Here is a 14,602-nt window from a genome sequence, read left to right as displayed (position 1 = left end):
CTATACCAGAGCGTCGTGCCCGCGCGTCGGCGCGGGTTCGCGAGGGAGCAGAAGCTTAGCCGAACATGCCCTTGAACATAAAAAAGAACATGATCGACAGCAGCGCTCCGGCGGGCAGCGTGATCAGCCACGAGAGCACGATCGAGCCGAGCACGCGCAGGTTGAGTGCGGCCATGCCGCGGGCCAGGCCCACCCCGAGCACCGCACCGACCAGCGTGTGCGTGGTCGAGATCGGCAGCCCGGTGCCAGAGGCCAGTACCACTGTGGAAGCGGCGGAGAGCGTAGCGGCAAAGCCCCGGCTCGGGGTGAGTTCGGTGATCCCGGTCCCCACCGTGGCGATCACCTTGTGGCCATAGGTGACCAGGCCGACCACGATACCGCCGCCGCCCAGCACCAGCACCCACCACGGCATCGCCGCCGAGCCGCCGACGCTGCCGGCACTCTCGACCACGCTGATCACCGCCGCCAGCGGGCCGACCGCGTTGGCGACGTCGTTGGAGCCGTGGGCGAAGGCCATGGCGCAGGCGGTGAACATCATCAGCACGCCGAAGATGCGCTCGACGCTGGAGAAGTCGTACTGCCCGCGGGAGCGCCGCTCGCCGCGGTTGATGCGGTTTTCGAGCAGCAGCCCGAACATCATGATCACCACGCCGAAGGCGGTCGCCAGCAGCAGGCTCTGGCCGAAGCTCAACTCGAGCCCGACGTGGGAGAGCCCCTTGACCAGGGTCACCATCGAAACGATGAAGCCGACCAGGAAGATATAGCCGGGCACGTAGCGCTTGGCCGCGGCGAAGGGATCGGGGTTATCGAAGATCAGCACCTGCACCGAGCGGAACAGCACAGGCGAACACCCCGGCGATCAGCGGCGACGTGATCCAGCTCAGGGCGATGGTGCCGACCGCGTTCCAGTGCACCGAATCCACACCCAGCCCGGCAATGGCGAAGCCGACGATGGCGCCGACGATCGAGTGGGTGGTGGAGACCGGCCACCCTTTGAGTGAGGCGATCATCAACCACGCCCCTGCCGCCAGCAGCGAGGCGAGCATGCCGTAGACCAGCATCTGCGGGTCCTGCTGCAGCAGGCTGGCGTCGATGATGCCCTTGCGGATGGTCTCGGTGACCTGGCCGCCGGCGAGCCAGGCGCCCAGGAACTCGAAGATCACCGCAATGACGATGGCCTGCCGAATCGTGATCGCCTTGGACCCGACCGAGGTCCCCATGGCATTGGCGACGTCGTTGGCGCCGACCCCCCAGGCCATGAAGAAGCCGAAGACACAGGCGAGAATGATGAAGACATCACCGTATTGCGCAATGATGGACATAGGCTCAGTTCGCTATGAGTGGCGTGACGAAGGCGTAAAAAGAAGACCCGCGATCAGCGGGCCGTCAGAATCTGCAGGCGGCTACCCACGCGCTCGGCGCGGTCGGACAGCTCGCCGATCCATTCGATGATCTTGTAGAGGAAGATGACGTCGACCGGCGGCAGCTCGGCTTCGAGCTGGAACAGCTGGCGACGGATCGCGATCTGCTGGTCGTCGGCCTGGTGCTCGAGCTCGTGCAGTTCGCGGATGAGGTTCTGCATCACGTCGGCAACATTGCGGCCGAACCCGGACTCGAGCAGATCCTCGAGCTCCTCCAGCGCCTTGCGCGCTTGGTCCACCGTGGCCACCGCCGTGCGCAGATAGTCGCGCATCGGCTCCGCCAGCGGGTCGGGGATGTTCATGTTGCGGCCGAGCATGATGCCGGTGATGTCACGCGCCTTGTTGGCGATCTTGTCCTGCACGCTGATCAGTTCGAGCAGATCGGAACGCGATACCGGCAGGAACATGGTGTTGGGCAGGTTGAGCCGCAGCTGGGTCTTGAGCTCGTCCGCCTCGTGCTCGAGCTGGGTGATCGCCTCGCGGTAGCCGCGCGCCGCTTCCCAATCGCCGCTGAGCGCCGCGTCGAAGAACGGCAGAAGCTGACCGGCGCACTCGCTGGTCTTGACGATGTGGGCCAACAGCGGCTGGAACGGCGAACGTCCAAACAGCGCCGAGAACGGATTGGTACTCACCATCGCGTGGCCTGGATGCGTTGGAAGTGGCGGCGCCAGTATAATGATTGCGTCTCGGGGCGTCATGAAAAATTCATGAACGCGACACGAAGGCTTACGTTTTACCACTCAGACCCTTGCGGGAGCGCACATGAGCGACGAAATCGAACTCAAACTGGCGCTCGCCGAGTCCGCGCCGGCAGCGCTGGCGGCGCATCCGTTACTCTCGACGCTGGCCACGGCCACCCACACGCTCGGCAACTGCTACTACGATACCGCGGACGGCGCCCTGGAAGCCGCCCGGGTCGCCCTGCGCGTACGCCGGATCGGTGAGAAACGCGTGCAGACGCTCAAGAGCGCCGCCGCCAGCCACGGCGGCCTGTCGAGCCGCGGCGAGTGGGAGTGGTCGCTCGACGAGCGCGCCTGCAACGCCGCGGGGCTCGACGAAACCGGGCTGCGCGGGCTCGACCATCCGGCCCTGGCCGGTATCGATCTGACCCGCCTGCGCCCAGCCTTCACTACCGACTTCGAACGCCGCATCTGGCGCTTCCGCGAGGGCGAGGCGGAGATAGAGATCGCACTCGATCAGGGCGAGATCCGCGCCGATGGCGCGACCTTGGCGATACGTGAGCTGGAGCTGGAGCTCAAGACAGGGGCTGCGGAGGCGCTATGGCGGCTGGCGGACGCGCTGTGCCAGCCGGTCGGCACCGGCGGCACCCCGCTCGCCGCGCGCCCCGCCAACCACAGCAAGGCGAGCCGCGCCGGGGCTCTGCGCCACGGCTGGCCGCGACCACCGGCGCACGCCACCGAGGCGAGCCTGGACACACTGATCGAAGCGCTGGACACGTGGCAGGACAGCCAGACCCGGCCTGGCTGCGCTGCGCCCAGATGCGCCTGGCCGCCATGGCCACGCAGGCGTCACACCCGGCGCTGTCAGCCCTTTCGGCGCCCCTGAGCGGCGGCGAGATGCCGTGGGAAAGTACGGCGTGGCTGGCACTGCGGCGCGGTTGAGGGCTGGAGGATCGAGAGCGCGGGACCGAACACCTAGCCGGCGGCGTCATTGGCCGACGCACCGGCCGCCGCCAGCGGCAGTGGCAGCTCGAACTGCTTGATCAGTTGCGCCATCGGCATCGGCTGGGCGTAGAAGAAGCCCTGGATCTCGCGCACCCCCCACTCGCGCAGCAGCGTCACCGTTTCCCAGTCCTCGACCCCTTCCACCACCACGCCGTGCTCGAGGCGCTGACACAGCGCCACCACCGCCGCCAGCACATGCTGCTTGCGTGGCAGCGTACTGACGTCGAGCACCAGGCTGCGGTCGATCTTGACCGTGTCGAGCGGCAACGAGGTGAGCTGCGCCAGCGACGAGTAGCCGCTGCCGAAGTCATCCATCGCCACCTGGATACCCGCGGCGCGCATGCGCTCGAGCATACGTGAGGCCCGTACCGGATCACTCAGCACCGCACTCTCTGTCACCTCGACCTGCAGCCGCGACTGCGCCACGCCATGGCGCGCGCAGGCGGCCAGCATCAGCTCGAGCAGACGCGAATCCATCAACTGGCGCGGCGAGAGATTGACGCTGATCAGGAAGGTCTCGCCGAAGCGTTCGCGCATGCCCGGGTCCTTGAGCACCGGCAGCGCCTGCTCCATCAGCATCTCCCACAGCGGGGCGATCAGCCCGGTACGCTCCGCCACCTCGACGAAGGCGCCCGGATTGATCAACCCCTCGGCCGGGTCCTCCAGGCGCATCAGCGCCTCGAAGCCGCGCGCCGTGCCGGCGACGATATCGACGATCGGCTGCAGATAACAGCACACCCCGCGGTTGGCCAGCGCGCCGCGGATCATCTGCTCCGCGCGCCCCTGATACCGCTCCCACTGACGCAGCGACTCGCTGTAGTAGCAGCGTGTACCGACATCAGACTGCCTGGCGCTGGCCAGCGCCAGGCGCGCCTGGCGGCGCCACTCGTCGGCACTGTTGGCCTCGTGCAGGTTGACGATCGCCACCCCGCTGACGTGCGACAACCACACCAACCGTCCCTCTATCTCCACCGGCTCGGCGAGCAGCGCCTCGACCGGTTCGAGCACGCGGTCGAGCTCGGCCACGGCGTCGAGTTCCAGCACCATGGCAAAGGTGTGCTCGGGCAGCGCCGTCAGGGCCACCCGGGCAGGCAAACGCTGGCGCAGCGCCTGCACGCGCTTGCGTAACGCCGCGATAGCGTGCTCGACCGCGACGCCGTCGAACAGTTGGGCCACGTTGAGCAGCTGGAATTTGACCAGCGACAGCGGCGGGCGCGGCAGGCCATCCAGTTTTTCCTGCATCAGCAGGTCCAGATAGGCGCCGTTGGGCAGGCCGGTAAGCGGATCGCTCAGGCGCTGTTCGGTGGTATCGCTCAGGGTACCGGCCATGCGCAACGCGCGGCCCTGCTCGTCGCGCTGGCATAGCCCGCGGCACAGCATCATGCGCCAGGCACCGCGCGCATTGCGCACGCGATACTCGATATCGACAGCGTCGCTGAGTCCATCGAGATGACGATAGAGGTATGCTCCACCGCCGAGCGATCGGCGGGGTGGATCAGACCCAGCCATGCCTCGAAGGACTGTCAATCTCGGCGGAGTCCTGGCCTAGCATTCGAGCCCAGCGCGGCGACAGGGTGACGTGGCCGGCGTCGATCTCCCACTCCCAGACACCGTCGTTGGTGGCACTCAGGATCAGATTGAGGCGCTGGGTACGCTCCTCCACCCGCACCTCGAGCTCACGCCGGGCCTGCTCCAGCTCGCCGATGGTGCGGCGTACCGCATCGAGGGTGAAGTTGTTGAGCTGGGCCAGCTTCTGGATCGCGATCTCGTCGCTATCGGTATGGACGTAGAAATCGAAGGTGCCGTCGACGGCCTGGCACAGCTGGTTGCCGATCGCATCGATCTCGGCGACCAGGTGCGCATCACGCCCTGCAGGCGGGCCCCCTGGCGCACGACTCATGCCGGAAGCTCCTCGAAGTGCATCACGAAACGGCAGTAGTCATCGCCGCGGTGCATACAGCCAGTCTCCTCACACCGACCACGCTCGCCGTAGTGCTCGAGCAGGCGTCGGAACAGTGCCCGGTAGAGGCCACAGAGGCCGTTTTCCGAACGGTACTCCACCACCAGACGGCCGGGATGCTGCTCGACGATACGAAACTTGTCGTTGACCCGGGCACGCAGCTGGGCATCGCGGATACCGGCCCCCATGGAGGCGTGGATGGCAGGCTGGCGCGCCAGAAACGCCTGGGCCGAGTCAGCCATCTGGAAGAACATCGGATAGTGCACCAGCGTCCACTTGACGAAGATATCGGCATACAGTGCCATCAGCGCTTCCTGATCGAGCCCCAGCGCCTTGCCGGCGGCATCGAACAGGCGTAGGCACTCGGCATCGTCGTAGTCGGTATCGATGCGGCGACCGAGCGTCTCGATCCCGGCATCGGCGGCGAGCTGCCGCACCGCCGACTCACCCAACGTGGATTCGATATGGTCGATCAATACCCGTTGAATCAATCCAATCATGAACGAAGCTGCCTGAAATAGAGGACACGGTTACACTGTTTCGAGCGAGACAGGCAGCCGCTTCGAGGGTGACGGGCAGCCACGGCTATCCGTACCTGGCACAAAGACACCGTCGGTCTACGCAAGCCGTGATATCCGGGGTTATCGGCCACGTTTCACCGAAGTTTAACACCAGCCGATGCGCGCTTTCGGCGCTTCGTCTCCTAGCGTCCATCCAACCACAAGGCATGCCCATCATGCAGTCTGGGGAATCCAGTTTTCGCAAGCAGCTGTTTCAGATCATCTTCGAATCGGATACCCGTGCGGGCAAGACCTTCGACATTGCACTGATCACACTGATCCTGCTCAGCGTGGTGGTCGTCTTTGTGGATAGCGTACCCCATCTACACCAGCACTATGGTGAGTGGTTCTTGCTGGTCGAGTGGATCTTCACCCTGATCTTCACCCTCGAACTGGTGCTGCGGCTCTACTGCCTGGAGCGGCCGCTGCGCTATCTGAAGAGCTTCTACGGCGTGCTCGATCTGCTCGCCATTCTGCCCACCTGGCTCAGCCTGTTCTTGCCCGGGGCCCAGTCACTGCTGGTGCTGCGCATCCTGCGCGTGCTGCGGGTGTTCCGGGTGCTGCGGCTGATGGAGTTCGTCGGCGAAGGGCGCATGCTGGTGCAGGCGCTGCGCCGCAGCCAGCGCAAGATACTGCTGTTTCTGATCACGGTACTGCTGATCATCACCATCTTCGGCGCCCTGATCTACATGATCGAACCGCCGGAAGCCGGTTTCACCAGCATGCCGCGCTCGATGTACTGGGCTATCGTCACCCTGACCACCGTGGGCTATGGCGACATCGCCCCGGTCACCCCGATCGGTCAGTTCATCTCCGCCTTCATGATGGTGCTGGGCTACTCGATCCTGGCGGTACCCACCGGCGTCTTCTCGGCCGAGGTGATCCGCTCGATTCGCGAGGAGCGCTACTCCGACGAGGCCTGCCCCGGCTGCGGTCACGAAGGCCACGAACGCGACTCACGCTACTGTCGCCTGTGCGGCACCTGGCTCGACGAGGAGAGTGAAGACCCCAACGCCCCTGCGGAAAACAGCTCGGGCTAGCCACCCGGACGGTATCGGCTCACAGGGCTCACATGAAAGGAGATTGTAACGCTTTGTCATCTTAATGTGACACTTGCCCGGCAAACTCTCCCTGCATCGACGTTTGTCCTCAGGAGCCTGGCATGAAACCGTTTCATCTTACCCTTCGCAGTGGGCTATCGCCCTGCTCGCGATCTTTGCCCTGCTGATCGGGCTGATCGGCGGCGGCAGCTATCTCGCCATGAAGCAAGCACAGGCGGCTTCGCTTCCGTCTACCATCTCAATGTCGAGCGCCTGGGCACGGCGCGCGCGGTCTACGCCGACCTGATGCAGACCCGGGTCCTGCTCGACAGCTACCAGACCGACTACAACCGGCTCAAGGTCAAGGCTGCCAAGGCGACATGGTCCAAGGCCGAGGAGACGCTGGCCCGCGCCCGCAAGACTCCGACACGCTCGCGCCGACCCAGACCGAGGACGTGGCGCTCAAGGCGCGCTTCCAGAAGCTGATCGACGACGGTATCGAGCCCGGCTTCGCCGCACTCAAGGCCTGGAACCTGGCGGCCTACCAGCAGAGCGTCAAGCACACCAGCGCGCTCACCACCGATCTCGACCAGGCGCTGGATGCACTGACCGAAGCCGGCGCCGCCAACGCCACCAACAGCATCACGGCCATGCAGCGCAACGTCGACCTCATGAAGCTGGGTCTGGGCATCGCCGGCGGCGTCACTCTGCTGCTGCTGCTACTCGCCTTCCATAGCGTCAATCGTCATCTGCTGAACCCGCTGAGCCGGGTGCGCTCGCATTTGACCGGCATCGCCGCCGGCGATCTGGCACAGCAGTTGGCCACCCGCGGCATGCGCGAGATGCGCCAGCTCAAACAGGGCGTGGCAATGATGCAGGCGTCGCTGGCAGCGCTGGTCTACCAATTGCAGCAAGAGAGCAACGCCTTGGGCGATGACGCGGGCCGGCTGTCGCAGGCCAGCCAAGAGCTCAACCACGGTAGCCAGCAGCAGGCACAGGCACTGCAGGAGACCTCGGCGAGCATGGAACAGATCACCGCCTCCATCGGACATACCGCCGAGCATACCGAGCGTGGCCGGCATCTGGCCGAGGAGAGCCGCCAGCAACTCGAGCACAGCGGCCAGCAGATGGCCTCCGCGGTGAGCGAGATGGAAGCCGCGCAAACGCGCTCACAATCATCGCTGGAGGTGATCGCGCTGATCGACTCGCTCGCCTACCAGACCAGCATGCTGGCACTCAACGCCTCGGTGGAGGCGGCGCGCGCCGGCAACCACGGCCGTGGCTTTGCCGTGGTCGCCGCCGAGGTGAAGAACCTCGCCTCGCGCTCCGCCGACGCGGCGCAGACCATCCGCGAGCAGATCGAGGGCACCCATCAGCAGGTCCAGCAGGGTGCCGAGGTGCTCACCCAGGCCGGCCAGGCGCTGGAAACCGCAGTCGACTACAGCCGCCAGATGAGCCAACTGCTCGACAGCATCACCACCGCCTGCCAGCAGCAGCACGAAGGCATCGCCCAGATCGACCAGGCCATCGCCGAGATCGACTCGGCGACCCAGCGCAACGTCGAGTTGGCGGCGCAGACGCTCGATGCCACTCGGGATATCGAAGCCCGCGCCCAGCGCCAGCGCGATAGCGTCGAAGCATTCCGGCTCGGCAATGACGTCCAGGAACCCGACTCAGAGTGGGTGACCGATGCCGAAGACGAACACCAGATGGCGCAATGGGCGCCGGCCAACGACCCCAGCGCCGGTGAGCGACCGGCGGCACGCCAGGCGAGTGGGCGCCACCTGGAAGCGCTCTCGGTATAGCACGCCAGCCTGTCAGGCCGGCCGACTCAGCCGGCCAATATGACCGACCAATATGACCAACAGCCGTGGTCAGAACAGCGTGGCACGCCGGAAAGCGCCGCATGGCGCGGTTTGAAGCGCCGCCGGCGCTTCTCTAAGGTAGCTGGGTCGCCCGCGACACGCGGGCATCGCCAATGTCAGGAGACAACAAGATGACAATCAACGCCCATGTCAGCCGCGGTGTCGCCAGTGCCCTGCTGCTCAGTGGCCTGCTGTTCGCCACCAGTGCCAGTGCCGGGACAGCGAATATCGCAAGCGCCAGCGAGTGTGCGCCCAAGGCGTACGCCATGGCACTGCGCTACCAGCAGCAGTCGGCGGAAATCCAGGCGCTGCAGCGGCAGAACTACGCCCTGGCCACGATGCGTCTGGCGCAGAAGATCGCTGCCCACCCCGACGCCACCAATCTGGCGATCATGACCGACCTCGATGAGACAGTGATCGACAATAGTGCGCTGCTGGTGCGTGACATGCAGGCGTGTCACGACTTCACCGCCTGGGATACCTGGAAGGTGTGGGAGCGCGAGGGGCATCCGCGCCTGATCCCCGGCGCCCGCGCCTTTCTCGACTACGCCAACGCGCATGGCGTGACGATCTTCTATGTCTCCGATCGCTACGACGAGAACAAGGCCGCCACGCTGGCGACGCTGAAGGCGCTGCGCCTGCCCCAGGTCAACGACGCCCAGGTGCGCCTGCTGGGGCCCTCCAAGGCCGAGCGTCGTGCCGCCATCGAGCGCGACTATCGGCTGGTGCTGCAGCTCGGCGACTCGCTGGCCGACTTCTCCGGCGACTTCCACCACGCCGACCTGGCCACCCAGAAGCGCCTGGTGGCCGAGCAGGCGGCGCACTTCGGCGACGACTGGATCATGTTCCCCAATGCCAGCTATGGCAGTTGGAGCGACGCGACCCTGGAAGGCTGGGCGGCACCGCTGAAGACGGACTGATCACGGCACGGCGGCCTTGCCCAGGCCGGCCGCCAGGTGATGTGCTCGAAACGCAGCGCCCCCGCCGGGGTTTCCCGGCGGGGGCGCTGGCTTTGTATGCACCGACTCTCACGTCTGGGTTGCCGCAGAGATGTATCGCGGCACGCGCATCAAAGGAACGGGGCGGGGTCGCCGCGGCCTTCGCGGACCAGCGTCGGCGGGATCTCGCGCAGATCGACCACCGTGGTCGGCTCCAGGTGGCAGGCACCGCCATCGATGATCAGATCGACATGCGCGCCGTAGCGCTCGCGGATCTCCTCGGCGTCGGTCATCGGCAGCGCTTCGTCGACCGGGATCAGGGTGACGCTCATCAGCGGCTCACCCAGGGCCTCGAGCAGCGCATGGGTGATACGGTGGTCGGGCACGCGCACACCGATCGAACGCCGCTTGGGGTGCAGCAGCAGGCGCGGCACTTCGTTGGTGGCGTTGAGAATGAAGGTGTAGGGCCCGGGGGTATGCGACTTGAGCAGGCGGAAGACGCTGTTGTCGACCTTGGCGTAGGTGCCGATCTCGGAAAGATCGGAGCACACCAGGGTGAAGTTGTGGCGGTCGTCGAGCTGGCGCAGCCACTTGATCTTCTCGATCGCCTTCTTCTCGCCCAGGCAGCAGCCCAGCGCATAGCCGGAGTCGGTCGGATAGGCGACCACGCCACCCTGGCGCAGGATACCGATCGCCTGGTCGATCAGGCGCTTCTGCGGGTTCTGCGCATGAATCTGGAAAAACTGGGTCATGTCGTGCCCTCCTTGGGGTCGGATCCCGCCACGGCGGCCGCGCGCTGGCGACACGCCGATATGAGACAAGGCACCGCGAACGGCACCATTCACGCTCAGCGTAACAGATGCCGCGCCCGGCGCCTGCCGCCAAGGCTCGGCTCGAGGCGGGCGCGGGCGGAAGATGGCGCGGCTGGAGATGATTCGCCTGGAGATCGCTCGATGGGAACCGCTCAGCGAGGCGCGACGAAGTCGGCCAGGGCCGGATGCGCCCACACCGGGCGCACATGAGAGCGCGGCGCCGGGCTGAGCGTACCCGGCGCCAACGCACCGCCGGGGAAGTGGAAGTCACTGCCGAGTGAGCCGTAGAGCTCGTGATGGGCGAGCTGGCGCGCGAGATCGAAGGTGGTATCACGGTTCTGGTAACCACTCACCAACTCCGCAGCCTGCCCGCCGGCGCCGATGAACGCCTCGAACAGCAGGTCGCGCTTGCGTCGCGTCATGCCGTAGCGCAGCGGATGCGCGACCACGGCGACCCCGCCAGCCTCGACGATCCAACCGACCACCGTCTCCAGCGCCGGCCAATGGGTCTTGACGTCGCCACGCTTGCCGGCCCCCAGGTAGCGCTTGAACGCCGCCTGGCGGTCCGCCGCCAGCCCGGCATCGACCAGTGCCTGGGCGAAATCGGGCCGCCCCAGTGGGCGCTCACTTCCGGCGATCGCCCGCGCCCGGGCCAGGGCGTCGTCGAGCCCCAGCTTCTGAAGCCGCCGGGCGATCTCCTCGGCGCGCCTTACCCGCGCCTCGGCCAGCCCTTCGAGACTGGCCGTAAACGCCGCGTTCGGCCCCTGGGGCAGCAGCGCCACGATATGAATCGTCATGCCGCGCCACTGGCACGACAGCTCGCTGGCACACAGCAGGCGCATGCCGTGGTGAGCGCAGCGTTCACCCGCCTCCGCGACCCCGGCCAGGGTGTCGTGGTCAGTCAACGCGATATGCGAAAGCCCCTTGGCATGGCACAGATCGACCAGCTCGCTGGGCGTGAGCCGACCATCGGAGGCGCGGGAGTGCAGATGAAGATCGATGCCGCGGGCCTCATCCAGCGAGGTGGCGGCGGTCAGCGGCGCGCGCTCGGACGGCGCGGCGGTATTCTCGGAATGGCTGGCAGCAACGGACATGGGCATGACGCCGGGAGGCGTCTTTGTCAGAATAGGCCGCACATGGTGAGGGCCGCCGCCGTCGCGGTCAATCCGCGCCCCGCCCTCTCGGAGCCCTGCGCATGAAACTGCTGTTCGACTTTCTCCCCATCGCGATCTTCTTCGCCGTCTACCACCTGACCGGCGATATCATCACGGCCACCGCCATCCTGATCCCCGCGACCGTGATTCAGCTCGGCGTGGTGTGGTGGCGCCAACGGCGCATCGAGAAGATGCTGCTGATCACTTCGATCATCGTGATCGCCTCCGCCGGCGCCACCATCGCCTTTCGCGACCCGGCGTTCATCCAGTGGAAGCCAACCGTGATCAACGCTCTGTTCGGTATCGCCTTCCTGTTCTCGCCGCTGTTCGGCGGGCAGACCCTGGCCCAACGCATGATGGGCAAAGCGGTGTCGCTGCCGGCGGCGGTCTGGCGGCGGCTCAATCTCGCTTGGGTACTGTTCTTCTTCGCCATGGCGATCCTCAACGTCTTCGTCTTCACCCACTACGACGAAGCGACCTGGGTCGACTTCAAGCTGTTCGGCATGCTCGGACTGACGCTGCTGTTCGTGATCGGACAGGCGCTGTTCCTGGCACGTCACATGTCCCGCTCAACCCCTGAGGAGCCCTCCTGATGCGCTACGCCATCATCGGTCACGACAACGATTCGAGCCTTGCACTGCGCCGCGAAGCGCGCCCGGCCCACCTGGCACGCCTGGAAGCGCTGCGCGACGACGGCCGCCTGATCCTGGCCGGCCCCTTCCCCGCCATCGACGGCGAAGACCCGGGCGAGGCCGGCTTCAGCGGCAGCCTGATCGTCGCCGAGTTCGACTCCCTGGAAGCCGCCCGGGCCTGGGCCGACGCCGACCCTTATGTCGCCGCCGGGGTCTACGCCAAGGTCGAGGTCAAGCCGTTCAAGCACGTCCTGCCCTGAACGCTCGGGCGTTATCCACAAACGCCGGCGTGGGCTTTTTCACAGCTGCTGTGGATAACGTTGTGAAGATCCCGCGGACGCCTTTCGCTGTCCCCGAAACGACGTCCGCTGGCGTGAGTCGATCACTTTTTGATCACCCTTGTGTGGAAACCCCGGGCAACGCGAGACCTTTCACCCCATGACCGACGACCGACTCGCCGCCTTCGGCGAGCGCCTGGAGCCGGCGGAACTCGACTGGCGCCAGGATGACGCGCAGCAGGAAGCGCCCTTCTCGACCCGCTATGACGACGTCTACTTCTCGCGTGACAATGGCCGCGAGGAGACGCGTTTCGTGTTCCTCGACAACAACGACCTGCCGCGCCGCTTCCGCGCCTGCGCCACGCCAGGCGCCCCTTCGTGATCGGCGAGACCGGCTGCGGCACCGGGCTCAACCTGCTGTGCGCGTGGGAATGCTTCGAGCAGCACGCGCCAGCCACGGCGCGCCTGCATCTGGTCTCCACCGAGAAACACCCGCTGTCGCGCGAGGCACTCGAGCGGGTGTGGCAGAGCTGGCCGGACTTCGCCCCCCGCGCCCAGGCGCTGATCGCGCAGTGGCCGCAGCCGGTACCCGGCGTGCACCGCCTGCGCCTGGCGCCGCGGGTGACCCTGGACCTGCACTTCGGCGATGCCGCCACCTGCCTGGCGCAGCTCGACGGCCAGGTGGATGCCTGGTTCCTGGATGGCTTCGCCCCGGCCAAGAACCCGGATATGTGGCAGCCGGCGCTGTTCGCCGCGCTGGCCGCAGCCAGCCGCCCGGGAACCACCTTCGCCACCTTCACCTGTGCCGGGCTGGTCCGGCGCGGCCTCGCCGCCGAGGGTTTTCAGTGGCGCAAGGTGCCGGGGTTCGGCCGCAAGCGCGAGATGCTACGCGGTGAATGGCAGCCGGATCAGCGCCTCAGTCCGCACGCTGATTCGCGCGCCGCCACGCCCTGGTTCATCCCGCCATCGCCGCGTTCCGTCAACCATGTGGCAGTGATCGGCGCCGGTATCGCCGGCACCAGCGTGGCCGAGGCGCTGGCGCGCCGCGGTAGCCGAGTCAGCCTGATCGACCGTGAAGGCATCGCCAGCGGCGCCTCGGGCAACCCGCAGGCAGCGCTCTACGTCAAGCTGGCGGCGGAGAGCAACCGCCAGAGCCGCTTCTACCTGGCTGCCCTGCTCTACGTGCAGCGCTGGCTGGCGACCCTCGACCCCGAGCGCAGCCTGTGGCGCGATAGCGGTCTGCTGCAGCTCGCCACCGGTGAGCGCGAGCAGCGCCGCCAGCGGCGCTTCCTGGACAACCACGCCCTGCCCGAGTCCGTCGTGAGCGATTGCGACGCGACCCGCGCCAGCGCGCTGGCGGGGACGCCGCTGGCGCATCCGGCGCTGGCCTACCCGCTGGCGGGCTGGGTCGACCCGGTGGCGCTGTGCCAGCGGCTGGCGACGACACCGGGGGTCGAGTACCGCCGTGCGACGCTCGATTCGCTCGCGGCATGCGACGGGAGCTGGCAGCTCGCGCTCTCCGATGGCCAACTGCAAGTGGATCAGATGGTGTTCGCCAGCGGCCACGCCAGTGGTGCCTGGCTCGACGGCCTGCCGCTGCAGCAGGTCCGCGGCCAGATCGCGAGCCTTCAGTGGACCGCACCGGACACCCCAAAGCAGGTGCTGTGCGGCGAGGGCTATGTGCTGCCGCCCTACGCGGGCAGGCTCACCTTCGGCGCCACTTTCACCCCCAACGATGGCGATACGCGCCTGCGCGAGGCCGACCAGCGGCGCAACCTGGAGGAGCTATCGCGCACCGCCCCGGCGCTGCACGCCGCGCTCTGCGCCGATGGCGAGGCGGCGGCCCTGGCCGCGCTCGACGGCCGTGCCAGCGTGCGCGCCGCCAGCCCCGACAAGACGCCCTACGCCGGGCCACTGCCGGACAACGCCGGTTGGCGACAAGACTATGCCGCACTGGCCAAGGATGCGCGGCAACGCTTCACCGCTCCCGGGCGTCACCACCCGGGGCTCTGGGTGAGTACCGCCCACGGCTCGCGCGGGCTGGTCAGCGCACCGCTGTGCGCCGAGCTGATCGCCTCACGCCTGCACGACGAGCCGCTGCCGCTGGCACGGGAGCTGGTCGATCACCTGCACCCGGGGCGGCGGCTGATCGCCGAGCTGATCCGTCAGGCGTGAGCAGAGATCCGCGCGTGCGGGTCCGGTTGTCTCTCAACTGAACCAACGGGGCGGCTGAAACAGCCGGTCGACTGAAGCGGAG

15 protein-coding genes and 1 pseudogene are annotated in these 14,602 nt (G+C 66.9%); 9 read left to right on the top strand and 7 right to left on the bottom strand.

Annotation, left to right across the window (positions count from 1 at the left end; all coding sequences use genetic code 11):
• Positions 1-55 precede the first annotated feature (55 nt).
• Together CN538_RS11560 and CN538_RS11555 are read right to left on the bottom strand one after the other, a co-directional pair.
• Positions 56-1,322 (bottom strand): annotated as a pseudogene (locus CN538_RS11560) (inorganic phosphate transporter).
• Between the two features lie 53 nt (positions 1,323-1,375).
• Complete coding sequence (locus tag CN538_RS11555; RefSeq protein ID WP_106419516.1) at positions 1,376-2,056, bottom strand: TIGR00153 family protein; 681 nt, start codon at positions 2,054-2,056, stop codon at positions 1,376-1,378.
• A 127-nt stretch (positions 2,057-2,183) separates the two neighbouring features.
• Here CN538_RS11555 and CN538_RS11550 point away from each other — a divergent pair, with 127 nt between their 5' ends.
• Positions 2,184-2,987: a CYTH domain-containing protein gene (locus CN538_RS11550; RefSeq protein WP_106419515.1), complete on the top strand. Its 804-nt coding sequence runs from the start codon at positions 2,184-2,186 to the stop codon at positions 2,985-2,987.
• An 89-nt stretch (positions 2,988-3,076) separates the two neighbouring features.
• On the opposite strand, the gene CN538_RS11545 is transcribed toward CN538_RS11550, so the two are convergent.
• From CN538_RS11545 to CN538_RS11535, 3 genes are all read right to left on the bottom strand, one after another.
• Positions 3,077-4,516, bottom strand: coding sequence for a bifunctional diguanylate cyclase/phosphodiesterase (locus CN538_RS11545; RefSeq protein WP_164999587.1), 1,440 nt, complete (start codon positions 4,514-4,516; stop codon positions 3,077-3,079).
• 85 nt (positions 4,517-4,601) lie between these two features.
• Entirely contained in the window at positions 4,602-5,006 is a 405-nt protein-coding gene (locus CN538_RS11540) for a hypothetical protein (RefSeq protein WP_106419513.1), read from the bottom strand.
• A complete protein-coding gene (locus CN538_RS11535; protein ID WP_106419512.1) occupies positions 5,003-5,566 on the bottom strand; it encodes a heme NO-binding domain-containing protein in 564 nt (187 codons plus the stop codon). The genes CN538_RS11540 and CN538_RS11535 overlap by 4 nt, the downstream gene beginning before the upstream one ends.
• Before the next feature lie 227 nt (positions 5,567-5,793).
• Between CN538_RS11535 and CN538_RS11530 the strand changes: the two genes are divergently transcribed.
• From CN538_RS11530 to CN538_RS11520, 4 genes are all read left to right on the top strand, one after another.
• Positions 5,794-6,666, top strand: a complete 873-nt coding sequence (locus CN538_RS11530; RefSeq protein WP_106419511.1) for an ion transporter — start codon at positions 5,794-5,796, stop codon at positions 6,664-6,666.
• A 306-nt stretch (positions 6,667-6,972) separates the two neighbouring features.
• Entirely contained in the window at positions 6,973-7,152 is a 180-nt protein-coding gene (locus tag CN538_RS20405) for a hypothetical protein (protein ID WP_164999586.1), read from the top strand.
• A complete protein-coding gene (locus tag CN538_RS11525; protein WP_164999585.1) occupies positions 7,122-8,471 on the top strand; it encodes a methyl-accepting chemotaxis protein in 1,350 nt (449 codons plus the stop codon). The genes CN538_RS20405 and CN538_RS11525 overlap by 31 nt, the downstream gene beginning before the upstream one ends.
• Positions 8,472-8,662: 191 nt before the next feature.
• Positions 8,663-9,451, top strand: a complete 789-nt coding sequence (locus tag CN538_RS11520; RefSeq protein WP_106419509.1) for a 5'-nucleotidase, lipoprotein e(P4) family — start codon at positions 8,663-8,665, stop codon at positions 9,449-9,451.
• 149 nt (positions 9,452-9,600) lie between these two features.
• Here the strand turns inward: CN538_RS11520 and CN538_RS11515 are convergent, their stop codons facing one another.
• Positions 9,601-10,221, bottom strand: coding sequence for an L-threonylcarbamoyladenylate synthase (locus tag CN538_RS11515; protein ID WP_106419508.1), 621 nt, complete (start codon positions 10,219-10,221; stop codon positions 9,601-9,603).
• 212 nt (positions 10,222-10,433) lie between these two features.
• On the bottom strand, positions 10,434-11,375 hold the full coding sequence (locus CN538_RS11510) for a PHP domain-containing protein (RefSeq protein ID WP_106419507.1): 942 nt from the start codon (positions 11,373-11,375) through the stop codon (positions 10,434-10,436).
• A 101-nt stretch (positions 11,376-11,476) separates the two neighbouring features.
• Here CN538_RS11510 and CN538_RS11505 point away from each other — a divergent pair, with 101 nt between their 5' ends.
• The 4 genes from CN538_RS11505 to mnmC all read left to right on the top strand — a co-directional run bounded on the left by CN538_RS11505 (position 11,477) and on the right by mnmC (position 14,520).
• Entirely contained in the window at positions 11,477-12,028 is a 552-nt protein-coding gene (locus CN538_RS11505; RefSeq protein WP_106419506.1) for a septation protein A, read from the top strand.
• Entirely contained in the window at positions 12,028-12,327 is a 300-nt protein-coding gene (locus CN538_RS11500) for a YciI family protein (protein ID WP_106419505.1), read from the top strand. The genes CN538_RS11505 and CN538_RS11500 overlap by 1 nt, the downstream gene beginning before the upstream one ends.
• 178 nt (positions 12,328-12,505) lie before the next feature.
• Entirely contained in the window at positions 12,506-12,727 is a 222-nt protein-coding gene (locus tag CN538_RS22885; RefSeq protein ID WP_242495021.1) for a hypothetical protein, read from the top strand.
• A complete protein-coding gene (mnmC, locus tag CN538_RS11495; protein WP_242495020.1) occupies positions 12,724-14,520 on the top strand; it encodes a bifunctional tRNA (5-methylaminomethyl-2-thiouridine)(34)-methyltransferase MnmC2/FAD-dependent 5-carboxymethylaminomethyl-2-thiouridine(34) oxidoreductase MnmC1 in 1,797 nt (598 codons plus the stop codon). The genes CN538_RS22885 and mnmC overlap by 4 nt, the downstream gene beginning before the upstream one ends.
• Positions 14,521-14,602: the final 82 nt, after the last annotated feature.

Source organism: Salinicola tamaricis, from assembly GCF_003006155.1.
Classification (GTDB): domain Bacteria; phylum Pseudomonadota; class Gammaproteobacteria; order Pseudomonadales; family Halomonadaceae; genus Salinicola; species Salinicola tamaricis.
This window is presented reverse-complemented; position numbering and strand designations above follow the sequence as displayed.

Excerpts from the sequence above, each read along its gene's own strand:
- CN538_RS22885 (WP_242495021.1), top strand. The coding sequence starts at position 12,506 with ATGACCGACGACCGACTCGCCGCCTTCGGCGAGCGCCTGGAGCCGGCG.
- CN538_RS11550 (WP_106419515.1), top strand. The coding sequence starts at position 2,184 with ATGAGCGACGAAATCGAACTCAAACTGGCGCTCGCCGAGTCCGCGCCG.
- CN538_RS11530 (WP_106419511.1), top strand. The coding sequence starts at position 5,794 with ATGCCCATCATGCAGTCTGGGGAATCCAGTTTTCGCAAGCAGCTGTTT.
- CN538_RS20405 (WP_164999586.1), top strand. The coding sequence starts at position 6,973 with ATGCAGACCCGGGTCCTGCTCGACAGCTACCAGACCGACTACAACCGG.
- CN538_RS11500 (WP_106419505.1), top strand. The coding sequence starts at position 12,028 with ATGCGCTACGCCATCATCGGTCACGACAACGATTCGAGCCTTGCACTG.
- CN538_RS11535 (WP_106419512.1), bottom strand. The coding sequence starts at position 5,566 with ATGATTGGATTGATTCAACGGGTATTGATCGACCATATCGAATCCACG.
- CN538_RS11505 (WP_106419506.1), top strand. The coding sequence starts at position 11,477 with ATGAAACTGCTGTTCGACTTTCTCCCCATCGCGATCTTCTTCGCCGTC.
- CN538_RS11540 (WP_106419513.1), bottom strand. The coding sequence starts at position 5,006 with ATGAGTCGTGCGCCAGGGGGCCCGCCTGCAGGGCGTGATGCGCACCTG.
- CN538_RS11515 (WP_106419508.1), bottom strand. The coding sequence starts at position 10,221 with ATGACCCAGTTTTTCCAGATTCATGCGCAGAACCCGCAGAAGCGCCTG.
- CN538_RS11520 (WP_106419509.1), top strand. The coding sequence starts at position 8,663 with ATGACAATCAACGCCCATGTCAGCCGCGGTGTCGCCAGTGCCCTGCTG.
- CN538_RS11510 (WP_106419507.1), bottom strand. The coding sequence starts at position 11,375 with ATGTCCGTTGCTGCCAGCCATTCCGAGAATACCGCCGCGCCGTCCGAG.
- CN538_RS11555 (WP_106419516.1), bottom strand. The coding sequence starts at position 2,056 with ATGGTGAGTACCAATCCGTTCTCGGCGCTGTTTGGACGTTCGCCGTTC.